The organism is Avibacterium sp. 21-595, from assembly GCF_023611905.1.
Lineage (GTDB): Bacteria > Pseudomonadota > Gammaproteobacteria > Enterobacterales > Pasteurellaceae > Avibacterium.
Map to the genome: position 1 here is coordinate 1029388 of NZ_CP091455.1, position 25237 is coordinate 1054624.

Here is a 25237-nt window from a genome sequence, read left to right on the forward strand (position 1 = left end):
AAAATTTGAGAAAAAATACCGCACTTATATTTTTTCTTGTAGAAACAAAAAAAGCAGTCAATAAAGACTGCTTATTTTTTGACGTGTAAAATCACATCTTCTCAACAGTTTTAATTCCCAGCAAATCTAATCCTTGCTTTAAGGTTTTCTCTGTGAGTAATGCCAGTTTCAAACGGCTGAGTTTTATTCCTTCATCTTCATTATTAAGAATTGGGCAATGTTCGTAGAAACTTGAGAAGACACCGGCTAATTCATAAAGATAGGCACAAAGAATATGTGGTGAACCTTCTTTTGCCACTTGTTGGATTGCTTCTTCAAATTGAAGTAATTTGAGGGCTAAGGTACGTTCTTTTTCATCAATGATGTTAATTGGCGCATCGGCAAGTTGTTCGCTGCTAATGCCTGCTTTATTGAAAATAGAACGGATACGTGTGTAAGCATATTGCATATAAGGGGCGGTGTTGCCTTCAAAGCTGAGCATATTATCCCAATCAAATACGTAATCTGTTGTGCGGTTTTTGGACAGATCGGCATATTTCACTGAACCAATTCCCACCGCTTCAACCACGGCCGCTTTTTCTTCTGCAGAAAGTGCGGTGCTTTTTTCGCTAATTAATTTATCGGCACGCTCAATGGCTTCATCTAGGAGGTCAGCTAATTTTACGGTTCCGCCAGTACGTGTTTTAAATGGCTTGCCATCTTTACCTAGCATCATACCGAAATTTTTATGTTCTAATTGGAAGCTATCTGGTACATAACCTGCCTTGCGTGTAATCAGCCACGCTTGTTGCATATGTTGGCTTTGGCGTGTATCTGAAAATACAAGTGCACGATCCGCTTTTAAGGTTTCATAGCGATATTTGGCGGCGGCAATGTCTGTGGTAGTGTATAAAAATCCGCCATCTTTTTTCTGCACGATCACACCCATTGGATCGCCATCTTTGTTTTTAAATTCATCAAGATAAACTACTAATGCGCCGTCATCTTCCACCGCAAGTCCTTGTGCTTTCAGATCTTCTACAATAGCAGGTAGCATTGGGTTATATAGGCTTTCGCCCATCACATCTTTTTCTGTGAGGGTAACGTTTAGGCGATCGTAATTGCGTTGGTTTTGTTGCATGGTAATATCAACCAACTTTTTCCACATTGTGCGGCAGTATTCATCGCCACTTTGTAATTTCACTACATAATTACGCGCTTTTTCAGCAAAGGCTTCATCGTTGTCGTAATGTTCTTTCGCCGCACGGTAAAAGGCCTCTAAATCGCTCAATTCCATTTCGCTGGCGTGTTCATTTTCCATTTTTTCTAAATAGGCGATAAGCATACCGAACTGCGTTCCCCAGTCGCCAACGTGATTAGCACGAATCACCTTATGCCCTAAAAATTCAAGGGTGCGCACTACCGAATCGCCAATAATGGTCGAACGCAAATGCCCGACGTGCATTTCTTTTGCTACATTTGGTGAAGAATAGTCGGCAACAATCGTTTCTTTCTTATCGGTGTGAATGCCTAGATGATCGTCTTTCAAGGCAACTTGCACATTATCCGCAAGCCAAGTTGGGGAAAGAAAAATGTTAATAAAGCCGGGGCCTGCAATTTCAATGTTGTTTGCAATAGGCTCGAGGTTAAGATGTTCTAGCACGTTTTGTGCAAATTCACGGGGATTTTGCCCCAATTTTTTTGCGGCAGCCATAATGCCGTTTGCTTGATAATCGCCAAATTGTGGTTTGTTGGATTGGCGCACAAGGGCTTCGCATTGTTCATCTGCCCCAGCTTGGATCATTGCGTGCTTAATTTTGTCAGATAAAATGGATTGAATATTCACGGTTTATCCTTAATTTTAAATTGTGAAAATAAAATAATCCGCTATGATACCGTTCTTTCTGGATTAAGACAAAGATAAAGCAGGAAAAAATGATAAGTCGCGAACAAAATTTTTCATTTTTTGACAACCCTTTCTTTTCCTACGATGAATTTGCCAAATTTGAGCAGCAGATTTTACGATTGGCGGAAAAAATGGCATTGCCGTTGCAAGATTATGTGATTGATCACCTTGCGGTGCGCGTGAACAGCGAGCAATCAGCACAACGTTGGCTCAGTGCGTTATTAACGTGCGGTGAAATTTTAAGTGATAATATCGTCAATGGGCGAAAAATCTATCTTATTCAATTAGATACGCCATTAACCTTTGCTAATCAGCAAGTACAGATCATTGAATTACCTTTCCCGAAAAATAAACATTATCCACAAGAAGGGTGGGAACATATTGAAGCGGTCATTCCTTTTTTGCCTAAAGAAACGACAAATGCGTGGGTTGAGCGTATAAATTCGCATTTTTTATGGAACAAAATGACAGATGTGAGCGTCAAAGTGAGTGAACCTAAGGTAGAGGGTGAAAGGCTCCCCAACCCTTCAATTGCAGTGAGTTGTGATCATTCCACTTGCATTAAGGTGCATCCTTATCATATTAAGACGATTGTGGCGTCTTGATAAGGGAATAAAGATAACAAGTTAAATAAAGGTGTATTTCTTATGAAAAAAATGAGTTTAGCATTAGCAATTTTAATGAGCATTGGCTTAGTAGGTTGTGCAAATCAGGATATTTACAGCGGTGATGTGTATTCTGGTGGACAAGCAAAAGAAGCGCGCTCAATCAGCTATGGTACGATTGTTTCTGTAAGAGCGGTGAAAATTCAAGCAGAAAATGAAGGTGTAATCGGTACTGTTGGTGGCGGTGTACTTGGCGGTATTGCGGGTTCTGGCATTGGTGGCGGTACAGGTCAAGCGATTGCAACGGCAGTTGGCGCAATTGCGGGTGCCGTGATTGGTAGCAAAGTAGAAGAAAAAGCAAGCCAAGTGAATGCGCAAGAATTGGTGATCAGAAAAAATGATGGTAAACAAATTGTGGTTGTACAAAAATACAATGAAAAATTTGTTCCGGGAGCAAAAGTTCAAATCGTAGGTGATTCAAAGCTTAATGTGTCGGTCATCTAATTTGATTGTCATAAAAAGTGCGGTAATTTTTACCGCACTTTTTTGTTATTGCGCCTAAGCGTATGTATTTCTCCCTTTTATTTTTATTGGGGGATTTTCGCTATTTCACTGTTCTTTTTCTTAATTCTCACCTCAATTTGGTATATGATAGGCATAAATTTTTATCATAATCAAAAACGGATTTATGGCGAAACAATACCCTTCAAACTCAAAAGATAAAAAAGTTGAGCAGATTAATATCCCCCCTCATTCCATTGAAGCAGAACAAGCCGTGATCGGCAGTATGTTGCTGACAGATGCCCATTGGGATGCGGTTTCTGAACGCATTATTGCTGAGGATTTTTATACCTTTGAGCATCGTTTGATTTTTCAACATATTATGAATTTGATCCGCAATAATAAACCCGTGGATCTTCTTACCTTAGATGAAACATTAAAAGCGGCAGGGGTGAGCGAAGAAGTGGGCGGTTTTGCCTATTTAGCAGAACTGTCAAAAAATACACCAAGTGCCGCGAACGTGCTGACTTATGCCGAGATTGTACGAGAAAAAGCGATTTTGCGTGAACTTATCGCGTCCAGTAATAAAATTGCTGAAATGAGCTATCAAACCAAAGGGCGAGATGTAAAAGAAATTCTTGATGATGCCGAACGTGAAGTGTTCAGCATTGCAGAAAAGCGTACCACGGCGAGTGAAGGGCCGCAAAATATCATTGATATTTTGGATAAAACCATTGATAAAATTGAAGTGCTAAGTATGAGCGAAACCCATAATGGGGTAACAGGGGTAACGACGGGCTTTATTGATTTAGACCGCAAAACCGCAGGCTTACAGCCTTCGGATTTAATTATTGTTGCCGCACGCCCTTCTATGGGGAAAACCACCTTTGCGATGAATTTATGTGAAAATGCTGCATTAGCCAGTGATAAACCTGTGTTGGTCTTTAGTTTAGAGATGCCTTCAGAGCAAATTATGATGCGTTCTTTGGCTTCTCTTTCCCGGGTGGATCAAACGAAAATTCGGACTGGACAAGGTCTAGATGAAGGGGATTGGGCGAAAATTGCCAGCACCTTAGGGATATTTAGGAAAAACCCCAATTTGTATATTGATGATTCTTCAGGGCTAACGCCCACTGAATTGCGTTCGCGTGCGAGACGCGTGTATCGCGAACACAGCGGGCTGAGCCTGATTATGGTGGATTATTTGCAGTTAATGCGTGCGCCCGCGTTTTCCGATAACCGTACCTTGGAAATTGCAGAAATTTCGCGTTCTTTGAAAGCCTTAGCAAAAGAGTTGGAAGTCCCCGTTATTGCTCTTTCACAGCTTAACCGTACCTTGGAAAACCGTGCGGATAAACGTCCTGTAAACTCAGATTTGCGTGAGTCAGGATCTATTGAGCAGGATGCGGATTTGATTATGTTTATTTACCGCGATGAAGTGTATAACGATAATTCGGAAGAGAAAGGCATTGCAGAAATTATTATCGGTAAGCAACGTAATGGCCCGATTGGTAAAGTGCGGTTAAAATTTAACGGACAATTTTCTCGTTTTGACAACCTGAAAGATCAACCTGATTATTCTTACGAGTAGGCATTATGATTGATGTAAAACCCGCTACGGCAAAAATTAGCTCACAGGCATTAAAACATAATATTGGGGTGATCAAACAAAAAGCACCACATAGCAAAGTGATTGCCGTCGTTAAAGCTAATGCTTATGGACACGGTGTGGCGTTTGTCGCCTCCGTGTTGGAAGAATTTGTCGATTGTTTTGGCGTTGCGCGCTTAGAAGAAGCACTCACATTACGTTCAAATGGGATTACAAAGCCCATTTTATTATTAGAAGGCTTTTTCCGCGCGAAAGATCTACCGATTATTGCCGTCAATAATATCCAAACTATCGTGCATAACGAAGAGCAGTTAAATTCCTTACAGCAAGCCAATTTACCCAACCCAATTAACGTTTGGCTCAAAATAGACACGGGAATGCACCGCCTTGGTGTCGCGTTAGAGGAAGTAGAGACATTTTGCCAAGCGCTTGAAAAATGTCCAAATATTGAACCGCACTTTGGTTTTGTGAGTCATTTTAGCTGTGCCGATGAATTAGAATCAGATTACACCCAAAAGCAACTTAACGCATTTCTTCAAGCGACGAAAAATAGAGTAGGGGAGCGTAGTATTGCCGCCTCTGGAGGCATTTTATTTTGGCCTGAAGCGCATTTGGATTGGATTCGTCCCGGCATTATTTTATATGGCATTTCACCGAATAACGTACCAAGTCAAGAATACGGCTTAATGCCTGTGATGACACTCACTTCATCGCTGATTGCAGTGCGTAATCATAAAAAAGGCGAACCCGTAGGATATGGTGGAAAATGGGTGAGCGAACAAGATACCAAAATTGGTGTTGTTGCCATTGGCTATGGAGATGGCTATCCAAGAGATATGCCACAAGGAACTCCGGTTTATCTTAATGGACGTCGTGTGCCAATTGTGGGCAGGGTATCAATGGATATGCTCACTGTGGATCTTGGTCAAGACAGCCAAGATCAAGTGGGGGACGAAGTAATCTTATGGGGTAAGGAATTACCTATTGAAGAAATCGCAGCAATAAGTGGCATTTTAAGTTATGAATTAATAACAAAACTCACCCCACGAGTTTTGACGGAATATATTGATTAATTTTTTAATTAAACTTAATAAAAGGAAACTCAAATGAAAAACATCAACCCAACCAGCACGCAAGCGTGGAAAGCCTTAGAACAACATAAAAACAATCTGGGCGAAACCACTATTCAACAATTATTTGCGCAAGAGCCTAACCGTTTTAAAGATTATTCTTTAACCTTTAATCAGGATATTTTAGTGGATTATTCAAAAAATAATCTTACTCAAGAAACCTTAGGACTATTGCGTCAATTAGCGGAAGAATGTGGCTTGCAAGCCGCAACGGAAGCGATGTTCAGCGGGGAAAAAATTAACCGCACTGAAAACCGTGCTGTGCTACACACCGCATTGCGTAATCGCTCAAATACCCCTGTTTTGGTGGATGGTAAAGATGTGATGCCAGAGGTGAATGCGGTACTTGCTAAAATGAAATCGTTCTGCGATCGTGTTATTTCAGGGGAATGGAAAGGCTATACAGGCAAAGCCATTACCGATGTGATTAATATTGGTATCGGCGGTTCAGATTTAGGACCTTATATGGTTACCGAAGCCTTACGCCCTTACAAAAATCACCTGACAATGCACTTTGTCTCTAATGTAGATGGCACACATATCGCTGAAACATTGAAAAAAGTGAATCCAGAAACCACGCTGGTGCTAGTCGCATCAAAAACCTTCACTACGCAAGAAACAATGACCAACGCAAATTCTGCGCGTGATTGGTTCTTAGCCAGTGCGAAAGATGAAGCGCATATTGCAAAACATTTCGCCGCACTTTCAACTAACGCAAAAGAAGTAGAAAAATTCGGCATTGATACGGCAAATATGTTTGAATTTTGGGACTGGGTTGGCGGACGCTATTCCTTATGGTCAGCGATTGGCTTATCTATCGCCCTTTCTATCGGCTTTGAAAACTTTGAAGCCTTGTTATCGGGGGCGCACGAAATGGATAAACATTTCCGCAATGCGCCGCTTGCAGAAAATATTCCTGCAACATTAGCTTTAGTGGGCTTATGGAACACCAATTTCCTTGGCGCGCAAACAGAAGCTATTTTGCCTTATGACCAATATTTACACCGCTTTGCCGCCTATTTCCAACAAGGTAATATGGAATCAAACGGAAAATATGTAGGGCGTGATGGTAAAGTGGTCGATTACCAAACAGGTCCAATTATCTGGGGGGAACCGGGTACAAACGGACAACACGCGTTCTATCAATTAATTCACCAAGGTAAAATTTTAATTCCTTGTGATTTTATTGCCCCAGCACAAACTCATAATCCACTTTCAGATCACCATCTGAAATTATTGTCTAATTTCTTTGCACAAACGGAAGCACTGGCGTTTGGTAAAACAAAAGAAGAGGTCGAAGCAGAATTTGTGAAAGCAGGTAAATCCCTTGATGAAGTGAAAGAGATTGTGCCATTTAAAGTGTTTACTGGTAACAAACCAACCAACTCAATTTTATTGCAAAAAATCACGCCATTTAGCTTGGGGGCATTAATTGCAATGTATGAACACAAAATCTTCACTCAAGGTGTGATCTTCAATATTTTCAGCTTTGACCAATGGGGAGTAGAACTTGGCAAACAGCTTGCTAATCGCATTTTACCAGAGCTTGAAAACAACAGCGAAATCACCAGCCACGACAGCTCAACCAATGGTTTAATCAACCAATATAAAGCGTGGCGTTAATTTTTTCCTAAAGGGTAAATAAAAGTGCGGTAATTTTCCACCGCACTTTTTGTTTCAACAAAATTTTTCTCAAAAGTAAAAACACCTTTTCTAATAATAGGTATCGCTATTTTTCTTCGTCTTATATAATCCGCTCGCTTTTTAACATCAAGAAGAACAATAGGAGAATAGAATGAAAAAACTAGCATTTGCTGGTGCATTATTTGTATTTGCGACAACTAGCGCAAATGCCATTGATGTGGTGAGTAAAGATGGGAAGGTGGATTTTGGTTCACATTTTGAAGCAACAGTATTAACCGATAAGGTTGATGGCGGTTGGGAGATGATCTGGGGGCCGAAAGAGCAACTTTGGCTAACAGAACGTGCAGGCAGAAATATCGTGAGCATTGATCCCAAAACGGGCGAGAAAAGCGTGTTGTACCATTTTGCCAATGCCTATGAAAAATTCCCACATCAAGGTGTTTTAGGGTTAGCCTTAGATCCAAATTTTGATGCAGGTGAACCTTATGCTTATGCGGCTTATACTTATGTGGATGGCGAGAAAAAATTCGCCCGTATTGTACGTTTAACCTATGATGGGAAAGTCAACAAATTAGGTGATGAGAAAATTGTCATTGACCATATTATTGCAGGTGTTGATCACAATGCAGGACGCATTAAATTTGGCCCAGATGGCAAACTTTATTACACCACGGGCGATTTAGGCTATAACCAAGGTAAACACGTTTGCGATGAAATTACTTCACAAAAATTGCCGACAGCAGAACAGGTAAAAAACCACGACTACCAAGCTTATAACGGAAAAACCTTGCGCCTTAACAAAGATGGCTCAATTCCTGATGATAACCCTGTCATTAAAGGGGTGAAAAGCCACGTTTATACCTACGGACACCGTAATCCACAAGGTTTAGTATGGGTAGGAAATCATCTTTATAGTACAGAACAAGGCCCTTCAAGCGATGATGAATTGAACAAACTTGAAGCAGGTGGAAATTATGGCTGGCCACACGTTGCGGGATTTAAAGATGATTTAGCTTATGTTTATGCAAATTATTCTGCTGCGGTAAATTGCCCGAGCGTGAAATATGATCCCAATGTGATTCCTGAAGGCGTGCCAACACAAAAAGAAACGGATTACAAAGAACCTGTGATTGATCCTGTCAAAACATTCTTCACGGTGAATAATGACTACAATTACACTAACGCCACTTGTGGAAAACTGGCTTATATTTGCTGGCCAACAATTGCACCGGGTAATGCGGTATATTATCCGAAAGATGGCGTTATTCCAGAGTTCCGTAATTCATTATTATTAGCAACCTATAAGAGTGGGGCAATCTATCAAGTAAAAATGAATGAAGATTCGAGTAATGTGCAAGGGGATACGGCAAAATATTTCACCAGTGCAAACCGCTATCGCAATGCTTTAGTTAGCCCAGATACCCGTAAAATTTATGTGGTAACAGATAATATGGGAAATGGCCGTCAATTAGATGACACACCAACCTCAAAAATGGCAAATCCTGGTTCAATTATTGTCTTTGAATATATAGGGCAATAATGGCTGATCTGTACCTTAAATTAGGTATCCAGTTTTTCGAGTACAGATCAGACTGTGGTTAAATAGTAAAAGTGCGGTGATTTTTCACCGCACTTTTTATCGGGATTATTTTTTCCAAATAATATGATATTGACGATCTTCTTCTTGGTGGGAAATGAGGAACTTGGCAAAAATATCGTCCATTTCATCTTGCGCATTAACTAAGCCGATCCAAACTTCAGCATATTCATCAGGATCAATCAATACGCCGATTTCTTCTTCCCAATCTTCTGCCGTTTCGACAAATTCAACCGCACCGCGTTCTTCAAATTGTAAATTGAAGAGAACAATATCCGCAGGATCAAGGTTCTCTCCGGCCATTTCAAGGAAGATGTCATAGGCAATATCAATAGCCGTATCAGGATCGAGTTTTTTTATTTGTTCTGTCATTGGTTTTTTTATTTGTTTGAAAAGAGTGCGTATCATAGCATAAGAATAATCAGGAAAGAAAAAGTGCGGTAATTTTTTACCGCACTTTGCCTTTTATCTTTTGGGCGATACTCGCGTTTAACCAGTATTACGCATTCCAGCGGCAATACCTGTAATGGTGATCATCAAGGCTTGCTCAACATCAGGATTTGGGTTTTCAGGATTTTCACGCAAACGGCGTAATAATTCCACTTGTAATAAGTTGAGTGGATCAGTGTAAATATTACGCAAAGCAATAGATTCTGCAATCCAAGGGAGATCGGACATTAATTGATCTTCGTGCGATAAAGAGAGAATTGTTTGAATATCAGCGTTTAATTGTTCGCGTAAAGATTGCCCTAAATACCATAATTCAGGTTTCACCAGGTGTTGATCATAGTGTTCAGAAAGCCAAGTATCGGTTTTACTGAACACCATTTCTAACATACCAATCCGTGTTGAGAAAAATGGCCATTGTTTACACATTTCTTCAATAATATTGCCTTTACCTTGCTCAATAGCAAGTCGTACTGAAGCCCCTGCACCAAGCCAAGCAGGTAGCATTAAGCGGTTTTGCATCCAAGCGAAAATCCAAGGAATCGCACGCAGACTTTCCACGCCTCCATTAGGATTGCGTTTCGCTGGGCGTGAACCCAATGGTAATTTTGATAGTTCTTGTTCTGGTGTCGCAGAGCGGAAATATGGCACAAAATCTTTATCGCCACGTACCACGCGACGATAAATATCGCAAGATGTGCGAGAAAGCTCATCCATTACTTCACGCCAAGCCGTTTTAGGTTCTGGTGGGGGTAATAAATTGGCTTCTAAAATAGCACTTGCGTAAAGATCTAAACTGCCTACTGCCACCGCAGAGAGACCAAGTTTAAAGCGGATCATTTCTCCTTGTTCGGTTACACGTAAACCATTTTTTAAGGAACGCGGCGGTTGAGAAAGAAGCGCCGCGTGTGCAGGTGCGCCCCCTCGTCCAATGGTACCGCCACGCCCGTGGAATAGGGTAAGTTCGATGCCTAATTCTTCACATAAATTGACGAGTTGTTCTTGCGCACGATATTGCGCCCAAGAAGCGGCCATCATTCCCGCATCTTTTGCACTGTCGGAATAGCCAATCATCACCATTTGTTTATTATTGATGACCCCACGATACCAGCCGATATTGAATAATTGACGCATCACCTCTTCGGAGGCGTCTAAATCATCTAATGTTTCAAATAACGGTACAACAGGTAAGTGGTAAGGTACACCAGCTTCTTTTAGCAATAAATGCACGGCAAGTACATCGGAAGCAGTACGCGCCATTGAAATAATATAGCAAGAAATCACGCCTTCGGATTGTTCTGCAATCACTTTACAGGTATCTAGCACTTCTTGCGTTTCTGCAGAAGGTTTCCAATCGCGCGGTAAGAGTGGACGGCGTGAACTGAGTTCACGAATTAAGAAAGCTTGTTTGTCATCTTCTGTCCATTGTGAATAATCACCTAAACCAATATAACGGGTGATTTCCGCAATGGCATCGCTATGTCTTGTGCTTTCTTGGCGAATATCAAGGCGAGAAAGCGATAAGCCAAAGCAACGAATACGGCGTAAGCAATCAAGTAATGCCCCATTTGCAATAATTCGCATACCACATTGATGGAGAGATTGATAGCAGTCATAAAGTGGTTCCCAAAGCTGTTCATCATCAGTTAAACATTCTTCTGACGCAACAGCAGGGATTTTGCCTTCTAGTTGATCGCCATAATAGGCCACCGTTTTGATCAATTTGCTACGCAATTGTTTGATGACAAATCGATAAGGCTCTAAGTGATCGCCATATTTAGCGCGAAATTCAGGCGTACATTGAATTACAGAAAGTTCATCGGCTAAGGCTTTGATATCTTCTAAAAATAATTCAGCTGCTTTCCAGCGATTCATTAGTAACACTTGGCGAGTCGTTTGGGCAGTCACAAATGGGTTACCATCACGATCCCCACCCATCCAAGAAGAAAAACGCACTGGAGCAAGATCCACCGGTAATTGCACCGCAAAGTTTTTTTCTAAATGAAAATTAAATAGGCGACAAAATTCTGGCACTGCTTTCCATAGGCTATTTTCAATCACCGCCATCCCTGCTTTGGCTTCATCAACAGGGGTTGGGCGTTGGGTACGAATTTCATTCGTATGCCAAGCGAGGGCAATCAGCTGCATTAAACGGCGTTTAAGTTTGGTGGTTTCGGCTTCAGTTAAATCATCGTGTTCTAAACGGCTTAAGCAGCGGTTGATTTCGACGTGTTTATGCCCGAGCGAGCGGCGTGTTACCTCGGTTGGGTGAGCGGTAAGCACCAATTCAATAATCAGTTTTTGTACCGCATCAAGGACTTTCTCAACAGGAACATTTTGTGCTTTTAAACGTTGAAATAAGGCTTCTAACGTGCGATCGGAAGATTCTTGGTCAATATGCTGACGAGAAATTGTTTGGTATTGTTCAGCAATATTGGTTAAGTTCAAAAAATGGCTGAAGGCTCTCGCGACAGGAATAATGTTTTCATCAGAAATTGTCGCAAGGGTATCAAGTAGCTGCTGGCGTGCTTTTTCATCACCCGCACGGGAATTGCGTGATAACACACGAATATTTTCAATTAAGTCAAGAATATCACTACCTTGTGCATCACTAATGGTTTCGCCCAAGAAATGCCCAAGCATATTGATGTTGTTACGCAGTGTTGTGTATTGTTGGATCATAAGCACCTCACAAAAAAATAAATTCGTTTTCTGTGATAGATATAATCAAAAATAGGGAGAAAGGTCAATTATTTAAAAGATAAAAAATAATATAAATCAAAAGTGCGGTGGTTTTTTTATGAATTTTTTATCTTTTTTTATATGAAATCTAATAATGTTAGTAATTTGTTAAAATTTAGTCTAAAAAATTGCCCGTTATAGTAACGGGCAGGAGATGAATTATAATTGTTTAACTGAACTGCGAACGACTAATTCAGGGTGCATTTCGATAATTTGGTGCTGACCGGATTTATCACTAATGCGTTGGAATAATAAATTCACCGCTTGTGCGCCTAAACGAGATTTAGACTGGTGTATTGTGGTAAGTGGCGGTGAATAAAAACGCGAGGCGTGAATATTGTCATAGCCAATAATAGAAATATCATCAGGCACTTTCAGTCCTTTTTCTCCAATGGCGGAGATTGCACCTAATGCCATTACATCATTGCAACAGAATACCGCGCTAGGTAAGTGTGCTTGCTTTAAGATTTTATTCATACATTCATAGCCATCTTCTGGCTCAAAAAAACCTTCCATTACCCAATCGGGATTAATTGGCAAATTAGCCTCTGTCATTGCTTTAACAAAACCTTCATAACGTGTTTTAGCCGTGGTTTTAATTAATTCACCTGCAATGATACCAATGGCTTTATGCCCATTATCAATCAGATATTTGGTTGCCATATAGCCACCTTCAAAGCTGTTGTCTTGAATAATATCTGTATTTTGATTATTTGGTCCCCAATCCATTACTACCATTGGAATATCGGTGAAATTTGCCAGCAGATCGAGGGAATCTTGCGTGTATTCTGCACACATCACTAACACCCCATCTACGCGTTTTTTAGCAAGCATTTCAAGGTGATTTTTAATTTTTTCTGGCTCATTTTGGGTATTGCATAAAAATAATGAATAGCCTTGGCGATAGCAATGCTCTTCAACGGCGTGAATAATTTCAGCAAAATAAGGGGCTTCACTGGTGGTTACGATCATACCAATTGATTTTGTGGTATTGACTTTCAAACTTCTCGCTACCGCACTGGGTGAATAATTGAGTGCTTGAATCGCCTCACGTACTTGCTTTTCTGTTTCAGGTGCAACAAAGCGCGTTTTATTAATTACGTGGGATACCGTCGTGGTGGACACGCCCGCCATTTTTGCCACATCTTTAATTGTTGCCATAATTCCTCCGAAAAAATTTTGGCTATTATAAAGGGCGAAATCGAATTGTTAAGGGTTATTGCGAAAAAATTTGCACTTCATCACAGCTTTTTCCTGTTTACTTAAGAAAGTTTCTTTTTTTCACAATTTTGCTATAATCCCGACAAGTTTTATCAACTTTTAGGAGTAAATTATGGGTACATTTGGTTATGCAATGATGATGGTTGTGCTATCTTTAGGCGTGATCCTAACGCTTGCCTCATCAATTTTTTAATGAGTTGATTTAAAAGAAAAAGCTAAGTTTAGAAAACTTAGCTTTTTTTATAACGCATTGTTTTTATAAAAGTTCCTTAGGTAAAGAGAACTCACCTTAGTGAGTTTCCAGTTCCTAAATTAAATTGAAAATAAAGCTAAACAAGTAATAGATTAAAGTTTATCTGCGTTTTGTTTTAAGTATTTTGCAACGCCTTCAGGGCTGCCGGTCATTCCTTCTTTGCCTTTTTCCCATTGTGCTGGGCAAACTTCACCGTGTTCTTCGTGGAATTGTAACGCATCAACCATACGGATCATTTCGTCAATGTTACGACCAAGTGGAAGATCGTTTACAACTTGGTGACGAACAACGCCATCTTTGTCAATTAAGAATGAAGCACGAAGTGCAACGCCTGCTTCAGGGTGTTCAATACCGTATGCTTGAGCAATCTCGTGTTTAACGTCAGCAACCATTGCAAATTGAACTTCACCGATACCGCCTGCATCAACAGAGGTTTTACGCCACGCATTGTGAGTGAATTGAGAGTCAATAGAAACACCAACCACTTCAACACCACGGTTTTTGAATTCTTGATAACGGTGATCGAATGCGATGATTTCAGATGGACATACAAAAGTGAAATCTAAAGGCCAGAAGAAGATAACTGCTGGTTTACCTTCGATGTGTTTTTTTAAGTTAAAATTATCAACAATTTCACCGTTGCCTAATACAGCGGATGCAGTAAAATCTGGTGCTTGACGAGTTACTAATACCATAGTAAAAATCTCCTATAAAAATTAATGATAGATATGCTTAAACAACAATAAGCGTAAATCAGGAAATATTCTAAAGAAAAGCACCACACTTGAATAACTGTTTTTATCTATTAAATTGATTATTTTTACCTAAATTTAATAAAAGTAAGGAAAATGTATGAAAGCAAATACTACATCGAACACCACCTTTGTCCACGCTGGACGCAAAAAGAGAATGACGCAAGGCAGTGTGAATCCTGTGATTCAGCGTGCCTCTTCTTTAGTTTTTGATTGCTTAGCGGATAAAAAAGAAGCCGGCAAAAACCTCACTAAAGGCGCATTATATTATGGACGTCGCGGTACGCTCACTCATTTTGCCTTGCAAGATTTAATGTGTGAATTAGAAGGTGGGGCAGGCTGTTATCTTTACCCTTGTGGGGCTGCTGCGGTAACCAATACCATTCTTTCTTTTGTGGCAACCGGTGATCATATTTTGATGACAGGTGCGGCTTATGAGCCAACGCAAGTGTTCTGCAACGTGATTTTGCAAAAAATGGGGGTAAGTACCACCTATTATGATCCGCTGATGGGGGCTGAAATTGCCAATTTAATGCAACCAAATACCAAAGTAGTGTTCTTAGAATCGCCAAGCTCACTGACAATGGAAGTGCCTGATATTCCTGCGATTGTAAAAGCTGTGCGTGCGGTTAATCCTGATGTCGTGATTATGATTGATAATACTTGGGCGGCGGGCGTGTTATTTAAGGCGCTGGAACACGATATTGATATTTCTATCCAAGCGGGGACGAAATATTTAGTAGGGCATTCTGATGCAATGATCGGCACTGCGGTATCTAACGCCCGTTGTTGGGATAAATTGCGTGAACATTCTTATTTAATGGGGCAAATGGTGGATGCAGATACCGCCTATGTTACCGCACGGGGTATTCGTACCTTAGCGGTTCGCCTAAAACAACATCAAGAAAACAGCATAAAAGTTGCGCAATGGTTAGCTCAACAGCCTGAAGTAAAAGCGGTCTATCACCCAGCTTTAGCAAGCTGTCCGGGACACGAAAACTTTAAGCGTGATTTCACGGGTGCCAGCGGGTTATTTTCTTTTGAACTAAAAGAGAAATTAACACAAGAACAATTAGAACGCTTTATGGATCATTTTGAACTGTTTTCAATGGCGTATTCTTGGGGAGGATTTGAGTCATTAATTTTATATAATCAACCAGAAGAGATTGCTAAAATTCGCCCTAATATTGATAGAAAACTGACTGGCACATTAATCCGTGTGCATATTGGTTTTGAAGAAGTTGAAGATTTAATCGCTGATTTGAAAGCGGGCTTTGAACGTTTGAAAGGTTAAAATGCCTGACCCCACATTAAAAGTGGGGTCATTTTTTTGCGAAAAGTTAATTTTCTTTTTTCAATTTAATTTCTTGCACCCATTTATTGACTAAGCGTTTGCCTTCTTCTGCCGAACCAAAACGGTCAAAATCAATATTGATCAGCTTCAAGGTTTTAGGATCAACTGATTTGGGTGAAGCTTGCGCATTCACATTAGTTGGAATTTGATAAACCCCAGCCTCACGCCAAGGAATTTCTTGTGCCTCTTTAGATAATGCCCAATCTACAAATAATTTTGCGTTATCCAAGTTTCTTGCGCCTTTAATAATGCTTAATCCACCAAGGGAATAACTATCACCCTCACAAGGCAAAATGGCTTCCACTGGTGCGCCATTTTCTTTCTCGGTGGCATAACTATGCACGAACCCAACACTGACCGCACTTTCACCGCGTGCTAAATTACTGGTAACTTGATTGCTCTTCATATATTGAGAAACATTTTTATCTAACTGTTTTAGATAGGCAAAGGCTTTTTCTTCACCGAGTAATTCAATCAGCGTAACAATCGCTGTATAAGTCGTGCCGGAAAGTTGAGGATCTGGTACTTGAATTCGTCCTTTTAAGCGGGGATCAAGCAAATCTTTCCAACATTTTGGATAGTCTTTAATGCCTAGCTCAGCAAATTTTTCAGTATTTACACCAAAACCAAGTACGAGCATATATAAAATAGACGTCAGATCGCCTTTTTTATCTAACAATGCTTTAAATTGTGGCATTGTTTCAGCTTGCATTGGTGAACGATAAGGGCTGAGTAAACCCAGATCGCCAGCTTGATAATGTAATTCAATCGTACCGCCGTACCAAACATCCGCTTGCGGATTGTGTTGTTCTGCTTTTAACTTGGATAAGGTCGCCCCTGTACTATTACGTACAAATTGAGTTTGCACATGATACTTCTTACTAAAAGCCTGCGTGATTTTCTCACAAGTCGTACTTTGCACACTACAATAGACGGTGAGCTTGCCTTCGGCCTGAACGGCATTGGAAAACAGCGTTGCCGAGCCTAAACAAAGTGCGGTGTAAATTTTACTTAAATTTTTATTTAGAAAGTTCATTCTCACGCCCTATTCTTTTCCTTTTACATCAATAATAAACACTTCCGATTGCGATCCCAATCGCATTGGAATTCCCCAAAATCCATAACCTGAAGTAACGAAAAAATGCCCGTTGCCAATTTTCTCATAACCGTAATCTAAACGATATAACACCTTTGTGATTAAATTTGCTGGAAAGATTTGTCCTTTATGTGCGTGGCCTGAAACCTGAATATCAATAGGTAAGGTTGAATGTGCCATAATTTCTGTTGGACGGTGATCCAATAGAAAAATAGGTAAATGGGTATTTAAGCGATTAATTATATCTTTGGTTTTTGGACGCGCTTTAAATAAATCATCATTACGCCCAATCAGCACAAAACGATTATCTACTTGCACTGCTTGATCCATCAGAACCGTAATACCAGCTTGACGAATTTCGTTGGCAATCGCCTGCTGTTGTCCAAAGAAATCGTGGTTACCTAAGGTGGCATAAACGCCAAGCGGGGCGTGTAATTGAGCAAGATGCGGTCGCATTTTTTCTGCGACATAAGCGCGAATATTATCATCCATAATATCGCCCGGGAGTAAAATAATATCGACTTTTTGCTCGTTCATTATTTCAGCCAGCTTATCCAATTGTTTGCCACCAAATAATCGTCCAAGGTGAAAATCACTCGCCATTCCAATACGCAAGGGTTTGAAAGGTTTATCCAAGGTAATTTGATAATGAATGACTTGTGGCGTGTAAGCATTATAGACGCTCAATCCAATCAAACTGATTAAACCAACAGGATAAAGCCAAGCTAAGGTGCGGTGCAATTTTGGCTTAAATTTTTGTTTTCTAAAGATAAAGTAAATAGCTACACAGGCTAAGCTGACAAAGCTGGCAAAAAGCAAAAATGCCAAAATAAAAGCACTAGTGCGAAACATCGGGTAAATACGCGAGACAGTGAGCAAAATAATACTGTTTGCAGCGAGATAAGTACTCAGGGTGAAAATTTTACGACAAACAGGACTGGCATTTTGCAAATAAAGCCAAGAAAGGGTGCGGTTAAAAATATAAATAAAACATTGTAAGAAAATAATACAAATTGCGAAAATAATCTGGTATCGCATTATGAACAGCTTTCCTAACGTAAAAAATCATAAAGTGCGGTTATTTTTAACCGCACTTTATCCTTTGTCAATGTAAACTTACTTTAGTTTCACTTCTTCTATCCAACGTTTTATTAATCGTTTCCCTTCTTCGTCTGAGCCAAAGCGATCAAAATCAAAGTCAATGAGTTTTAAGGTTTTTGGATCGGTTGAATTTGGCGAGGCTTTGGCGTGAATATTGGTTGGAATTTGATACATTTTTTCTTCACGCCACGCAATTTCTTGTGCTTCTGGGGTTAATGCCCAATCCATAAATAATTTTGCATTGTCTAAATTTCTCGCCCCTTTCAAAATACTGATACCACCAAGCGAATAGCTATCCCCCTCACAAGGTAAAATTGCCTCTACTGGCGCGCCATTTTCTTTTTCTGTTTGATAACCATTAATAAAACCGATGGTTACCGCTGCATCCCCACGCGAGAGATTGGATTTCTCTGTGCCACTTTTTGCATATTGGGAAATGTTTTTATCTAAAGCTTTAAGATAACGAAAGGCTTCTTCCTCACCGAATAATTGCACGAGTGTTGCGATAAAGGTGTAGCCGGTACCTGTATTGCGCGGATCAGGCATTTGAATTTGATCTTTAAATTTGGGATCGGTTAAATCTTTCCAACATTTTGGGTAATCCTTAATGCCTAATTGTTTGAACTTTTCCGTGTTTACACCAATGCCTAACACAATAATATAGCCAATTGCGGTTACATCACCGTGCTTGTCGAGCAATGCTTTAAATTGTGGCATTGTTTCCGCTTGTAGGGGCGAACGATAAGGTTCGAGTAATCCTAATTGCGCAGCTTGAAAATGAGGCTCAATGGTACCGCCATACCAAATATCCGCTTGTGGCAAGGCTTGTTCTGCTTTGATTTTAGCTAAGGTTGCTCCTGTGCTATTACGCACAAATTTGGTGTCCACGTGATATTTTTTAGCAAAAATTTGAGCCATTTTTTCGCACACAGAATGTTGCACGCTGCAATAAATATTGAGTCGCCCTTCCGCGTTAGCATTGTAGCTAAATAAAAAGAATCCACCTAGCACAATAAAAATTAAGCCACATTTTGATAAAAATGATGAGAAAAAAGGTTTAAATTGCATTGTCATTTCCTTATTAATTAAATGATTAAAAAGTCATATTGACGAGCAAGGAAGAAATTAGAAAGGTAAAAAAGAATATTCTGCAACATAGCTATTTACAAGAATATGATCTAATTAGTTTCCTACGTCAGCATTAACTGAATCAGGTTCACGGGTATCATCTCAGCTTAAAAAGCACCCCGACTAATTCCCGTTTAGTATAGAAAGGGCAGGATATTGCTGTCAAATAGAAAAGGTTAAATGGCTATAATTAATGATGAAAAAAGGAAATAAAAATAAGCAAAAAAATAACCGCACTTCTTATCCGCAAAGAAATAACAAAATAAAGGCGTTTGGGTTTTCATAGAAAGAAAAGTGCAGTGAAATTTTCCTGATTTTTTCACCGCACTTTTGTGATTGAGGTTTTACTAAGCAGGGGCTTGGAAGATCACTTCCTGTGCTTTTTGCGTATATTGATTAAGTTGATCAAAATTCATATAGCGATAGGTGTCTTCCTTGTCTTGCTGTAAATCCGCCACATAGACTTGATATTCTTCTGGCGTTGGCAGTTTGCCGAGCAATGCAGCCACAGCGGCGAGTTCTGCTGATGCCAAATACACATTTGCCCCTTGCCCTAAGCGGTTTGGGAAATTGCGGGTTGAAGTGGAAACCACCGTGGCATTATTGGCGACACGCGCTTGATTGCCCATACAAAGTGAACAACCGGGGATTTCAATCCGTGCGCCACTTTTACCATAAATGCTGTAATAGCCTTCTTCTGTCAATAGGCTGGCATCCATTTTAGTTGGTGGGGCGAGCCATAAGCGAGTTGGAATGACCTCTTTAAACTTGGCTAATAATTTTCCGGCTGCACGGAAATGGCCAATATTCGTCATACAAGAGCCGATAAACACTTCGTCAATTTTATCCCCTTGCACCTCAGAAAGAAGGCGAGCATCATCAGGATCATTTGGCGCACATAAAATCGGTTCTTTGATTTCATTGAGATTGATTTCAATCACGGCAGCATATTCTGCATCAGGATCTGCGCTGAGTAATTGAGGATTTTCTAACCATTTTTCCATTGCGTTGATACGGCGTTCTAGCGTACGAGCGTCGCCATAACCTTCTGCAATCATCCATTTGAGTAATACAATGTTGGAATTCAGGTATTCAATGATTGGTGCTTTGTCTAATTTTATGGTACAAGCGGCGGCGGAGCGTTCTGCTGAGGCATCGGAAAGCTCAAAGGCTTGCTCCACTTTAAGATGCTCTAATCCTTCAATTTCTAAAATGCGACCAGAGAAAATATTTTTCTTACCTTGTTTTTCTACCGTGAGCAGGCCTTGTTGAATGGCATAATAAGGAATGGCGTGGACTAAATCACGCAAGGTGATGCCCGGCTGCATTTCACCTTTGAAGCGAACAAGCACACTTTCCGGCATATCCAGTGGCATTACACCTGTGGCAGCAGCAAACGCCACCAAGCCTGAACCAGCAGGGAAAGAAATGCCAATCGGGAAGCGAGTGTGTGAATCTCCGCCAGTTCCTACGGTATCAGGCAATAACATACGATTTAGCCAAGAGTGGATAACGCCATCTCCGGGACGAAGCGATATACCACCTCGGTTCATAATAAAATCAGGCAACGTGTGATGGGTGACCACATCCACCGGTTTAGGGTAGGCGGCGGTATGGCAGAAAGATTGCATCACAAGATCTGAGGAAAACCCTAAACAGGCGAGATCTTTCAGTTCATCACGGGTCATTGGGCCGGTGGTATCTTGTGAGCCGACAGAGGTCATTCTTGGTTCGCAATATTGTCCCGGACGAATACCTTCTACACCGCAGGCGCGCCCGACCATTTTTTGTGCTAGGGTAAACCCTTTATGGTTATCTGCTATTGCTTGTGGTTTGGCAAAAATATCATTTTCAGCTAAACCTAAACTTTGGCGTGCTTTATGTGTTAAGCCTCGTCCAATAATTAATGGAATACGTCCGCCAGCGCGTACTTCATCTAATAGTACATTGGTTTTTAACTGAAATTCGGCTAATACTTGATCGCTATTATGCTGGCAAATTTTGCCTTGATAAGGGTAAATATCAATCACATCCCCCATATTGAGTTTGCTTACATCGACCTCAATCGGCAATGCCCCCGCATCTTCCAACGTATTAAAGAAAATAGGGGCAATTTTTCCGCCTAATACCACGCCACCTGCGCGTTTATTCGGAATATAAGGAATATCCTCTCCCATAAACCATAGCACCGAATTCGTCGCAGATTTGCGAGATGAACCTGTGCCTACAACGTCGCCCACATAAGCCAGTGGATAGCCTTTTTCTTTTAAGGCATTAATTTGTTGAATTGGCCCAATATTGCCGGCTTCATCTGGTTGGATACCTTCTCGTTCATTTTTTAGCATTGCCAGTGCGTGCAAAGGAATATCTGGACGAGACCACGCATCTTGAGCAGGAGAAAGATCATCTGTATTGGTTTCACCCGATACTTTAAATACGGTAACAGTGAGTTTTTCGTCTAATTTTGGACGTGATAAAAACCATTCTGCCTTTGCCCAAGATTGGAGAATTTGTTGTGCGTAAGCGTTGCCTTGTTTGGCTCGTTGTTCTACATCGTAGAAATTATCGAACATTAATAACGTGGAAGAAAGGGCAGTGACGGCATAAGGGGCAAGGGTGTCATTATCAAGGGCTTGGAGCAGTGGTTCAATATTATAACCACCTTGCATTGTACCTAAAATTTGTACCGCACTTTCAGGACTAATCAAGGGGGAGTGGGCGCTACCATTGACAATGGCGGCAAGAAAAGAGGCTTTCACATAAGCGGCTTCATCCACTCCAGCGGGTACGCGGGTTTTAAAAAGCTCAAGAAGATATTCCGTTTGCTCTGCTGGGGGATGTTTTAATAATTCAATAAGCTGTGCGGTTTGTTCGGCATCTAATGGCTTTGGCACAACACCCTGTGCGGCACGTTCATCAATATGTTTTTGGTAATCGTGTAGAAAGTTTGACATTGTGTTTCCTCTTATTGTTTTTATCGTTAGGGATAGCACTTTTCTTTTTTCTCACTTGAGTTAACTAAAAGAAAAGTGCGGTGCTTTTTTTGAGTGTTTTTATTTAGAAAACTTTCTTAAATGGTTTGATGATGACTTCGCCATAAACCCCTGCTTCCACATAAGGATCTTGGCTTGCCCATTGTTGGGCGGCTTCAAGACTGTCAAATTGAGCAATAACCGTTGAACCGGTAAAGCCTGCCTCGCCGGGGTTTTCATCATCAATGGCTGGATTTGGCCCCGCGGTTAATAGACGATTTTCTGCTTGTAATTGTTTTAAACGAGCGAGGTGTTGCTCACGCACAGCAAGACGCTGAGCGAGTGTGTTGGGTTTATCTTGTGCGAAAATAACATAATACATTTTGTTGTTCTCCTTGATTAGGGTTTTGCCATTAATGCTAATGCTTTTTCTAATTCTGGGTTGTTTTCTCGCGGAATGGCACGAGATTTTCCTTTATTATCTACTGCAACGAAGGTAAAGATCGCTTCCGTCACACAATAACGTTCACCAATGGGTTCACTGGACACTTTTTTAGCCCATACTTCAATTTTTATTTGAATAGAAGAACGGCCGACTTTAACACATTGCCCATAACAGCATACCACATCGCCAACGGAGATTGGGCGGATAAAGGTCATACTATCAACGGCAACGGTAACGACACGCCCGTGTGCGATTTCTTTCGCTAAAATAGCACCGCCCATATCCATTTGCGACATAATCCAACCGCCGAAAATATCGCCGTTGGCGTTGGTATCAGAAGGCATCGCTAATGTACGAAGTAATAAACTACCTTGGGATTGTCGCCCCGTTTTGGTTTCAATAAAAACAGACATAATTTTTCCTATTGTTGTTCTTTATTATCCGTTTGTGGAAGATAACGATAAATATAAACGCCCGTTGCTACTGTTGCAATAAGGCTAAGCCCAATAATTCCAAACGTTTTGAAATCGACCCAAATATCGTCAGAGAAATATTGGCTAATGATAATATTAATCACCATACAAAGTAGAAAGAAGCACGCCCAGCCCATATTTAATTTATACCAAACCGCATCAGGTAGCTGAATTTCTTTGCCTAATAATTGCTGAATGAGCGGTTTGTTAAACATCACTTGGCTAATGATTAATGCCAAAGCGAACAAGGCATAAATCACCGTCACTTTCCATTTTAAAAATGCTAATTCGTTGAAATAGGCGGATAATGCACCAAAAAAAACCACTGCACTTCCCATAATGAGCTGTTGTTTTTCAATTTTACCGTATTTGACTTTTAGCACCACAAGCTGAATGACGGTGGCAATAATTAGGGCAATTGCGGCTTCACGAATCCCCACTAGTTTATACACAATAAAAAAGACGAGTAGGGGAATAAATTCTAAAATCTGTTTCATTATTGTTGATCCTTGCGCATAAATAAGCTGTAAAAGCGGTAGGTGAAAAGTAAAGAAAATACGCTCACTACGGCAGTTAAAAAGAGCATTAGGACATCGAAAATAAGATTATCGCTTAATGCCGTGATACGTCTCAGTACAAAAGGCAGTACGACATAAATTAACAAACAATAAATCAATAACGGCGCAGTGCGTTTTACGCCGCTTAACCAGCTATTTTTCAATGCTTGCATAATGCTTACAGGCTTAATGAGATATTCCGTAGAAGCAAGGCTTAAGCGAACAAAAATAAAAAAGCCAAGCAAAATCGCGACCAAAGAAAGCATTGAAGGCGATTGCCCTTGTAAAATGGCGAACAGGCTTTCTACTACGCCAATCATCAGCGGAATAAATCCAATCAAGCTAATGACCACTACGCCAATAAAACGTTGTAAAGTTAGCACCGCACTTTGATTTAATGGATTTTGTTGTTGAATACTAATGCGGTGAAAAGTGAGAATACCCCAAGAAGAAAGAAATAGGCTGACTAATTGTTGTGCGATGCCTAACAGTAAAAATTCAGCACTGATATTATTCGGTAAGGGTAAACTTTGTCCATTTGCCTGACTTATTTCGGGCATCGGTACGACTGTCGTTAAAAGAAAATAGAAAATTAGTGCGTTAATAAAAAAGAAAAAGATAAATTGCTGGGTAATCGTCCTTTGATTACGCATAAAATTCCAACAATCTTGAAAAATTTGAGTAAAATTAATGTTCATTCTTTATTTCCAGTAAAAAATCATTGCGACATTATACAATAACTTGCTAACCATTGCTTTTCCTTTAGTAGAAACCTCGTCTTGTTGTGAATAAGGATTTTTTGCGTTGTCATATTTGATTTTGGGTTAGATCAAATCTTCTCTATTGTTAAACAAAATGAAAAGTGCGGTAAATAAAATTTTTAAATTTTTTAACAAAATTTTAAAAACTTTGAACTGTATCACAAAATATGTAACTATTTTGTGGTATGTTTGTGATGTGTTAAATACACAGTATTTGTAAGGATATTAGTTTAAAGGTATTAACCATAGAGGTACTTTTTATGAAAAAAACACTGATTGTATCGGGTTTAGCGAGTCTTTTTATAGCCAGTTCTGCAAATGCACATCAAGCTGGAGAGATTATGCTTAGAGCGGGTGGGGTATTTGTGAGTGCAAATTCTGATTCTCACACCAAAACGCCAATAGAGGTAAATTTAAAAGTAAGTGATAATGCACAATTAGGGCTAACAGCAACTTATATGATTACCGATAATATTGGTGTGGAATTATTAGGTGCAACACCATTTTCACATAAGATCAAAGCAAATGTCCCTGCATTAAATCTCAATTTAGGCAATGTGGTTAAATTAAAACAACTTCCTCCGAGTTTGTATGTTCAATATTACTTCCTAGATAAAAATGCGGGGGCTCGTCCTTATGTAGGGGCAGGGCTGAATTACACCAGATTTTTTAATGCGAAATCAACTCATACCGCAGTGACGAACTTACAAGTGAAAAAACATTCTTTTGCCCCTGTCTTTAACTTAGGGATTGATATTAAAGTAGCTGATAATCTTTATTTAAATACAGCAATGTGGTACACACGAATCAAAACAACGGCAAGATTCAACGCATTAGGGGCAGCGCACGAAGTGGATGTAAAACTTAATCCGTTTGTGTTCTTTATGGGGTTGGGGTATCGCTTTTAATTTATTGATTTTTCTATCTTAAGCCTGTGTTGGGGCAGGCTTCTCTCATTTACAAT

The 25237-nt window shown here is 40.2% G+C and carries 21 protein-coding genes and 1 riboswitch; of the genes, 8 read left to right on the top strand and 13 right to left on the bottom strand.

Annotation, left to right across the window (positions count from 1 at the left end):
• Window positions 1-91 precede the first annotated feature (91 nt).
• Window positions 92-1825 (bottom strand): arginine--tRNA ligase, encoded by a 1734-nt coding sequence (gene argS / locus L4F92_RS04815; protein WP_250364414.1) that lies wholly within the window; start codon window positions 1823-1825, stop codon window positions 92-94.
• Window positions 1826-1914: 89 nt separating this feature from the next.
• On the opposite strand from argS, the gene L4F92_RS04820 reads away from it, so the two are divergent.
• The 6 genes from L4F92_RS04820 to L4F92_RS04845 all read left to right on the top strand — a co-directional run bounded on the left by L4F92_RS04820 (window position 1915) and on the right by L4F92_RS04845 (window position 8914).
• On the top strand, window positions 1915-2490 hold the full coding sequence (locus tag L4F92_RS04820; protein WP_250364415.1) for a VOC family protein: 576 nt from the start codon (window positions 1915-1917) through the stop codon (window positions 2488-2490).
• A 42-nt stretch (window positions 2491-2532) separates the two neighbouring features.
• Window positions 2533-2994, top strand: a complete 462-nt coding sequence (locus L4F92_RS04825; protein WP_250364416.1) for a glycine zipper 2TM domain-containing protein — start codon at window positions 2533-2535, stop codon at window positions 2992-2994.
• 184 nt (window positions 2995-3178) lie between these two features.
• Window positions 3179-4582, top strand: coding sequence for a replicative DNA helicase (locus tag L4F92_RS04830; protein ID WP_250364417.1), 1404 nt, complete (start codon window positions 3179-3181; stop codon window positions 4580-4582).
• 5 nt (window positions 4583-4587) lie between these two features.
• Entirely contained in the window at window positions 4588-5673 is a 1086-nt protein-coding gene (alr, locus tag L4F92_RS04835; RefSeq protein ID WP_250364418.1) for an alanine racemase, read from the top strand.
• Window positions 5674-5706: 33 nt separating this feature from the next.
• Window positions 5707-7353, top strand: a complete 1647-nt coding sequence (pgi, locus tag L4F92_RS04840) for a glucose-6-phosphate isomerase (protein WP_250364419.1) — start codon at window positions 5707-5709, stop codon at window positions 7351-7353.
• Between the two features lie 172 nt (window positions 7354-7525).
• Window positions 7526-8914, top strand: a complete 1389-nt coding sequence (locus L4F92_RS04845) for a glucose/sorbosone family PQQ-dependent dehydrogenase (RefSeq protein ID WP_250364420.1) — start codon at window positions 7526-7528, stop codon at window positions 8912-8914.
• 105 nt (window positions 8915-9019) lie between these two features.
• On the opposite strand, the gene L4F92_RS04850 is transcribed toward L4F92_RS04845, so the two are convergent.
• From L4F92_RS04850 to L4F92_RS04865, 4 genes are all read right to left on the bottom strand, one after another.
• Entirely contained in the window at window positions 9020-9343 is a 324-nt protein-coding gene (locus L4F92_RS04850; RefSeq protein ID WP_250350074.1) for an HI1450 family dsDNA-mimic protein, read from the bottom strand.
• A gap of 117 nt (window positions 9344-9460) precedes the next feature.
• A complete protein-coding gene (gene ppc, locus L4F92_RS04855; protein ID WP_250364421.1) occupies window positions 9461-12100 on the bottom strand; it encodes a phosphoenolpyruvate carboxylase in 2640 nt (879 codons plus the stop codon).
• Window positions 12101-12319: 219 nt separating this feature from the next.
• Window positions 12320-13321: an HTH-type transcriptional repressor PurR gene (purR, locus tag L4F92_RS04860; RefSeq protein ID WP_250350076.1), complete on the bottom strand. Its 1002-nt coding sequence runs from the start codon at window positions 13319-13321 to the stop codon at window positions 12320-12322.
• A 405-nt stretch (window positions 13322-13726) separates the two neighbouring features.
• Complete coding sequence (locus L4F92_RS04865; protein WP_250350077.1) at window positions 13727-14329, bottom strand: peroxiredoxin C; 603 nt, start codon at window positions 14327-14329, stop codon at window positions 13727-13729.
• A 157-nt stretch (window positions 14330-14486) separates the two neighbouring features.
• Here L4F92_RS04865 and metC point away from each other — a divergent pair, with 157 nt between their 5' ends.
• A complete protein-coding gene (gene metC, locus L4F92_RS04870) occupies window positions 14487-15680 on the top strand; it encodes a cystathionine beta-lyase (protein ID WP_250350078.1) in 1194 nt (397 codons plus the stop codon).
• 46 nt (window positions 15681-15726) lie between these two features.
• On the opposite strand, the gene L4F92_RS04875 is transcribed toward metC, so the two are convergent.
• From L4F92_RS04875 to L4F92_RS04910, 8 genes are all read right to left on the bottom strand, one after another.
• The gene (locus tag L4F92_RS04875) at window positions 15727-16776 is read right to left on the bottom strand and encodes an ABC transporter substrate-binding protein (protein WP_250350079.1); all 1050 of its coding nucleotides are present in this window, start codon (window positions 16774-16776) and stop codon (window positions 15727-15729) included.
• A gap of 9 nt (window positions 16777-16785) precedes the next feature.
• On the bottom strand, window positions 16786-17874 hold the full coding sequence (locus L4F92_RS04880) for a metallophosphoesterase (protein WP_250364422.1): 1089 nt from the start codon (window positions 17872-17874) through the stop codon (window positions 16786-16788).
• A 78-nt stretch (window positions 17875-17952) separates the two neighbouring features.
• Window positions 17953-19005, bottom strand: a complete 1053-nt coding sequence (locus L4F92_RS04885; protein ID WP_250364423.1) for an ABC transporter substrate-binding protein — start codon at window positions 19003-19005, stop codon at window positions 17953-17955.
• Window positions 19006-19107: 102 nt separating this feature from the next.
• Window positions 19108-19197: riboswitch (TPP riboswitch) on the bottom strand.
• A 215-nt stretch (window positions 19198-19412) separates the two neighbouring features.
• Complete coding sequence (acnB, locus tag L4F92_RS04890; protein WP_250364424.1) at window positions 19413-22019, bottom strand: bifunctional aconitate hydratase 2/2-methylisocitrate dehydratase; 2607 nt, start codon at window positions 22017-22019, stop codon at window positions 19413-19415.
• 103 nt (window positions 22020-22122) lie between these two features.
• Entirely contained in the window at window positions 22123-22419 is a 297-nt protein-coding gene (locus L4F92_RS04895) for a YciI family protein (protein ID WP_103853029.1), read from the bottom strand.
• 17 nt (window positions 22420-22436) lie between these two features.
• Entirely contained in the window at window positions 22437-22895 is a 459-nt protein-coding gene (gene yciA, locus L4F92_RS04900) for an acyl-CoA thioester hydrolase YciA (protein ID WP_250350084.1), read from the bottom strand.
• An 8-nt stretch (window positions 22896-22903) separates the two neighbouring features.
• Window positions 22904-23452, bottom strand: coding sequence for a septation protein A (locus L4F92_RS04905; RefSeq protein WP_250350085.1), 549 nt, complete (start codon window positions 23450-23452; stop codon window positions 22904-22906).
• The gene (locus tag L4F92_RS04910; protein WP_250364425.1) at window positions 23452-24165 is read right to left on the bottom strand and encodes a hypothetical protein; all 714 of its coding nucleotides are present in this window, start codon (window positions 24163-24165) and stop codon (window positions 23452-23454) included. Before L4F92_RS04910 ends, L4F92_RS04905 begins: the two co-directional genes overlap by 1 nt.
• A 368-nt stretch (window positions 24166-24533) precedes the next feature.
• Here L4F92_RS04910 and L4F92_RS04915 point away from each other — a divergent pair, with 368 nt between their 5' ends.
• Window positions 24534-25181 carry an OmpW/AlkL family protein gene (locus L4F92_RS04915; protein WP_250364426.1) on the top strand — a complete coding sequence of 216 codons (648 nt, stop codon included), beginning with the start codon at window positions 24534-24536 and terminating at the stop codon, window positions 25179-25181.
• Window positions 25182-25237: the final 56 nt, after the last annotated feature.

What these genes read in the sequence shown, in the direction of transcription:
- L4F92_RS04820 (WP_250364415.1), top strand. Translation starts at nt 1,915, where the DNA reads ATGATAAGTCGCGAACAAAATTTTTCATTTTTTGACAACCCTTTCTTT.
- L4F92_RS04825 (WP_250364416.1), top strand. Translation starts at nt 2,533, where the DNA reads ATGAAAAAAATGAGTTTAGCATTAGCAATTTTAATGAGCATTGGCTTA.
- L4F92_RS04830 (WP_250364417.1), top strand. Translation starts at nt 3,179, where the DNA reads ATGGCGAAACAATACCCTTCAAACTCAAAAGATAAAAAAGTTGAGCAG.
- alr (WP_250364418.1), top strand. Translation starts at nt 4,588, where the DNA reads ATGATTGATGTAAAACCCGCTACGGCAAAAATTAGCTCACAGGCATTA.
- pgi (WP_250364419.1), top strand. Translation starts at nt 5,707, where the DNA reads ATGAAAAACATCAACCCAACCAGCACGCAAGCGTGGAAAGCCTTAGAA.
- L4F92_RS04845 (WP_250364420.1), top strand. Translation starts at nt 7,526, where the DNA reads ATGAAAAAACTAGCATTTGCTGGTGCATTATTTGTATTTGCGACAACT.
- L4F92_RS04850 (WP_250350074.1), bottom strand. Translation starts at nt 9,343, where the DNA reads ATGACAGAACAAATAAAAAAACTCGATCCTGATACGGCTATTGATATT.
- ppc (WP_250364421.1), bottom strand. Translation starts at nt 12,100, where the DNA reads ATGATCCAACAATACACAACACTGCGTAACAACATCAATATGCTTGGG.
- purR (WP_250350076.1), bottom strand. Translation starts at nt 13,321, where the DNA reads ATGGCAACAATTAAAGATGTGGCAAAAATGGCGGGCGTGTCCACCACG.
- L4F92_RS04865 (WP_250350077.1), bottom strand. Translation starts at nt 14,329, where the DNA reads ATGGTATTAGTAACTCGTCAAGCACCAGATTTTACTGCATCCGCTGTA.
- metC (WP_250350078.1), top strand. Translation starts at nt 14,487, where the DNA reads ATGAAAGCAAATACTACATCGAACACCACCTTTGTCCACGCTGGACGC.
- L4F92_RS04875 (WP_250350079.1), bottom strand. Translation starts at nt 16,776, where the DNA reads ATGAACTTTCTAAATAAAAATTTAAGTAAAATTTACACCGCACTTTGT.
- L4F92_RS04880 (WP_250364422.1), bottom strand. Translation starts at nt 17,874, where the DNA reads ATGCGATACCAGATTATTTTCGCAATTTGTATTATTTTCTTACAATGT.
- L4F92_RS04885 (WP_250364423.1), bottom strand. Translation starts at nt 19,005, where the DNA reads ATGCAATTTAAACCTTTTTTCTCATCATTTTTATCAAAATGTGGCTTA.
- acnB (WP_250364424.1), bottom strand. Translation starts at nt 22,019, where the DNA reads ATGTCAAACTTTCTACACGATTACCAAAAACATATTGATGAACGTGCC.
- L4F92_RS04895 (WP_103853029.1), bottom strand. Translation starts at nt 22,419, where the DNA reads ATGTATTATGTTATTTTCGCACAAGATAAACCCAACACACTCGCTCAG.
- yciA (WP_250350084.1), bottom strand. Translation starts at nt 22,895, where the DNA reads ATGTCTGTTTTTATTGAAACCAAAACGGGGCGACAATCCCAAGGTAGT.
- L4F92_RS04905 (WP_250350085.1), bottom strand. Translation starts at nt 23,452, where the DNA reads ATGAAACAGATTTTAGAATTTATTCCCCTACTCGTCTTTTTTATTGTG.
- L4F92_RS04910 (WP_250364425.1), bottom strand. Translation starts at nt 24,165, where the DNA reads ATGCGTAATCAAAGGACGATTACCCAGCAATTTATCTTTTTCTTTTTT.
- L4F92_RS04915 (WP_250364426.1), top strand. Translation starts at nt 24,534, where the DNA reads ATGAAAAAAACACTGATTGTATCGGGTTTAGCGAGTCTTTTTATAGCC.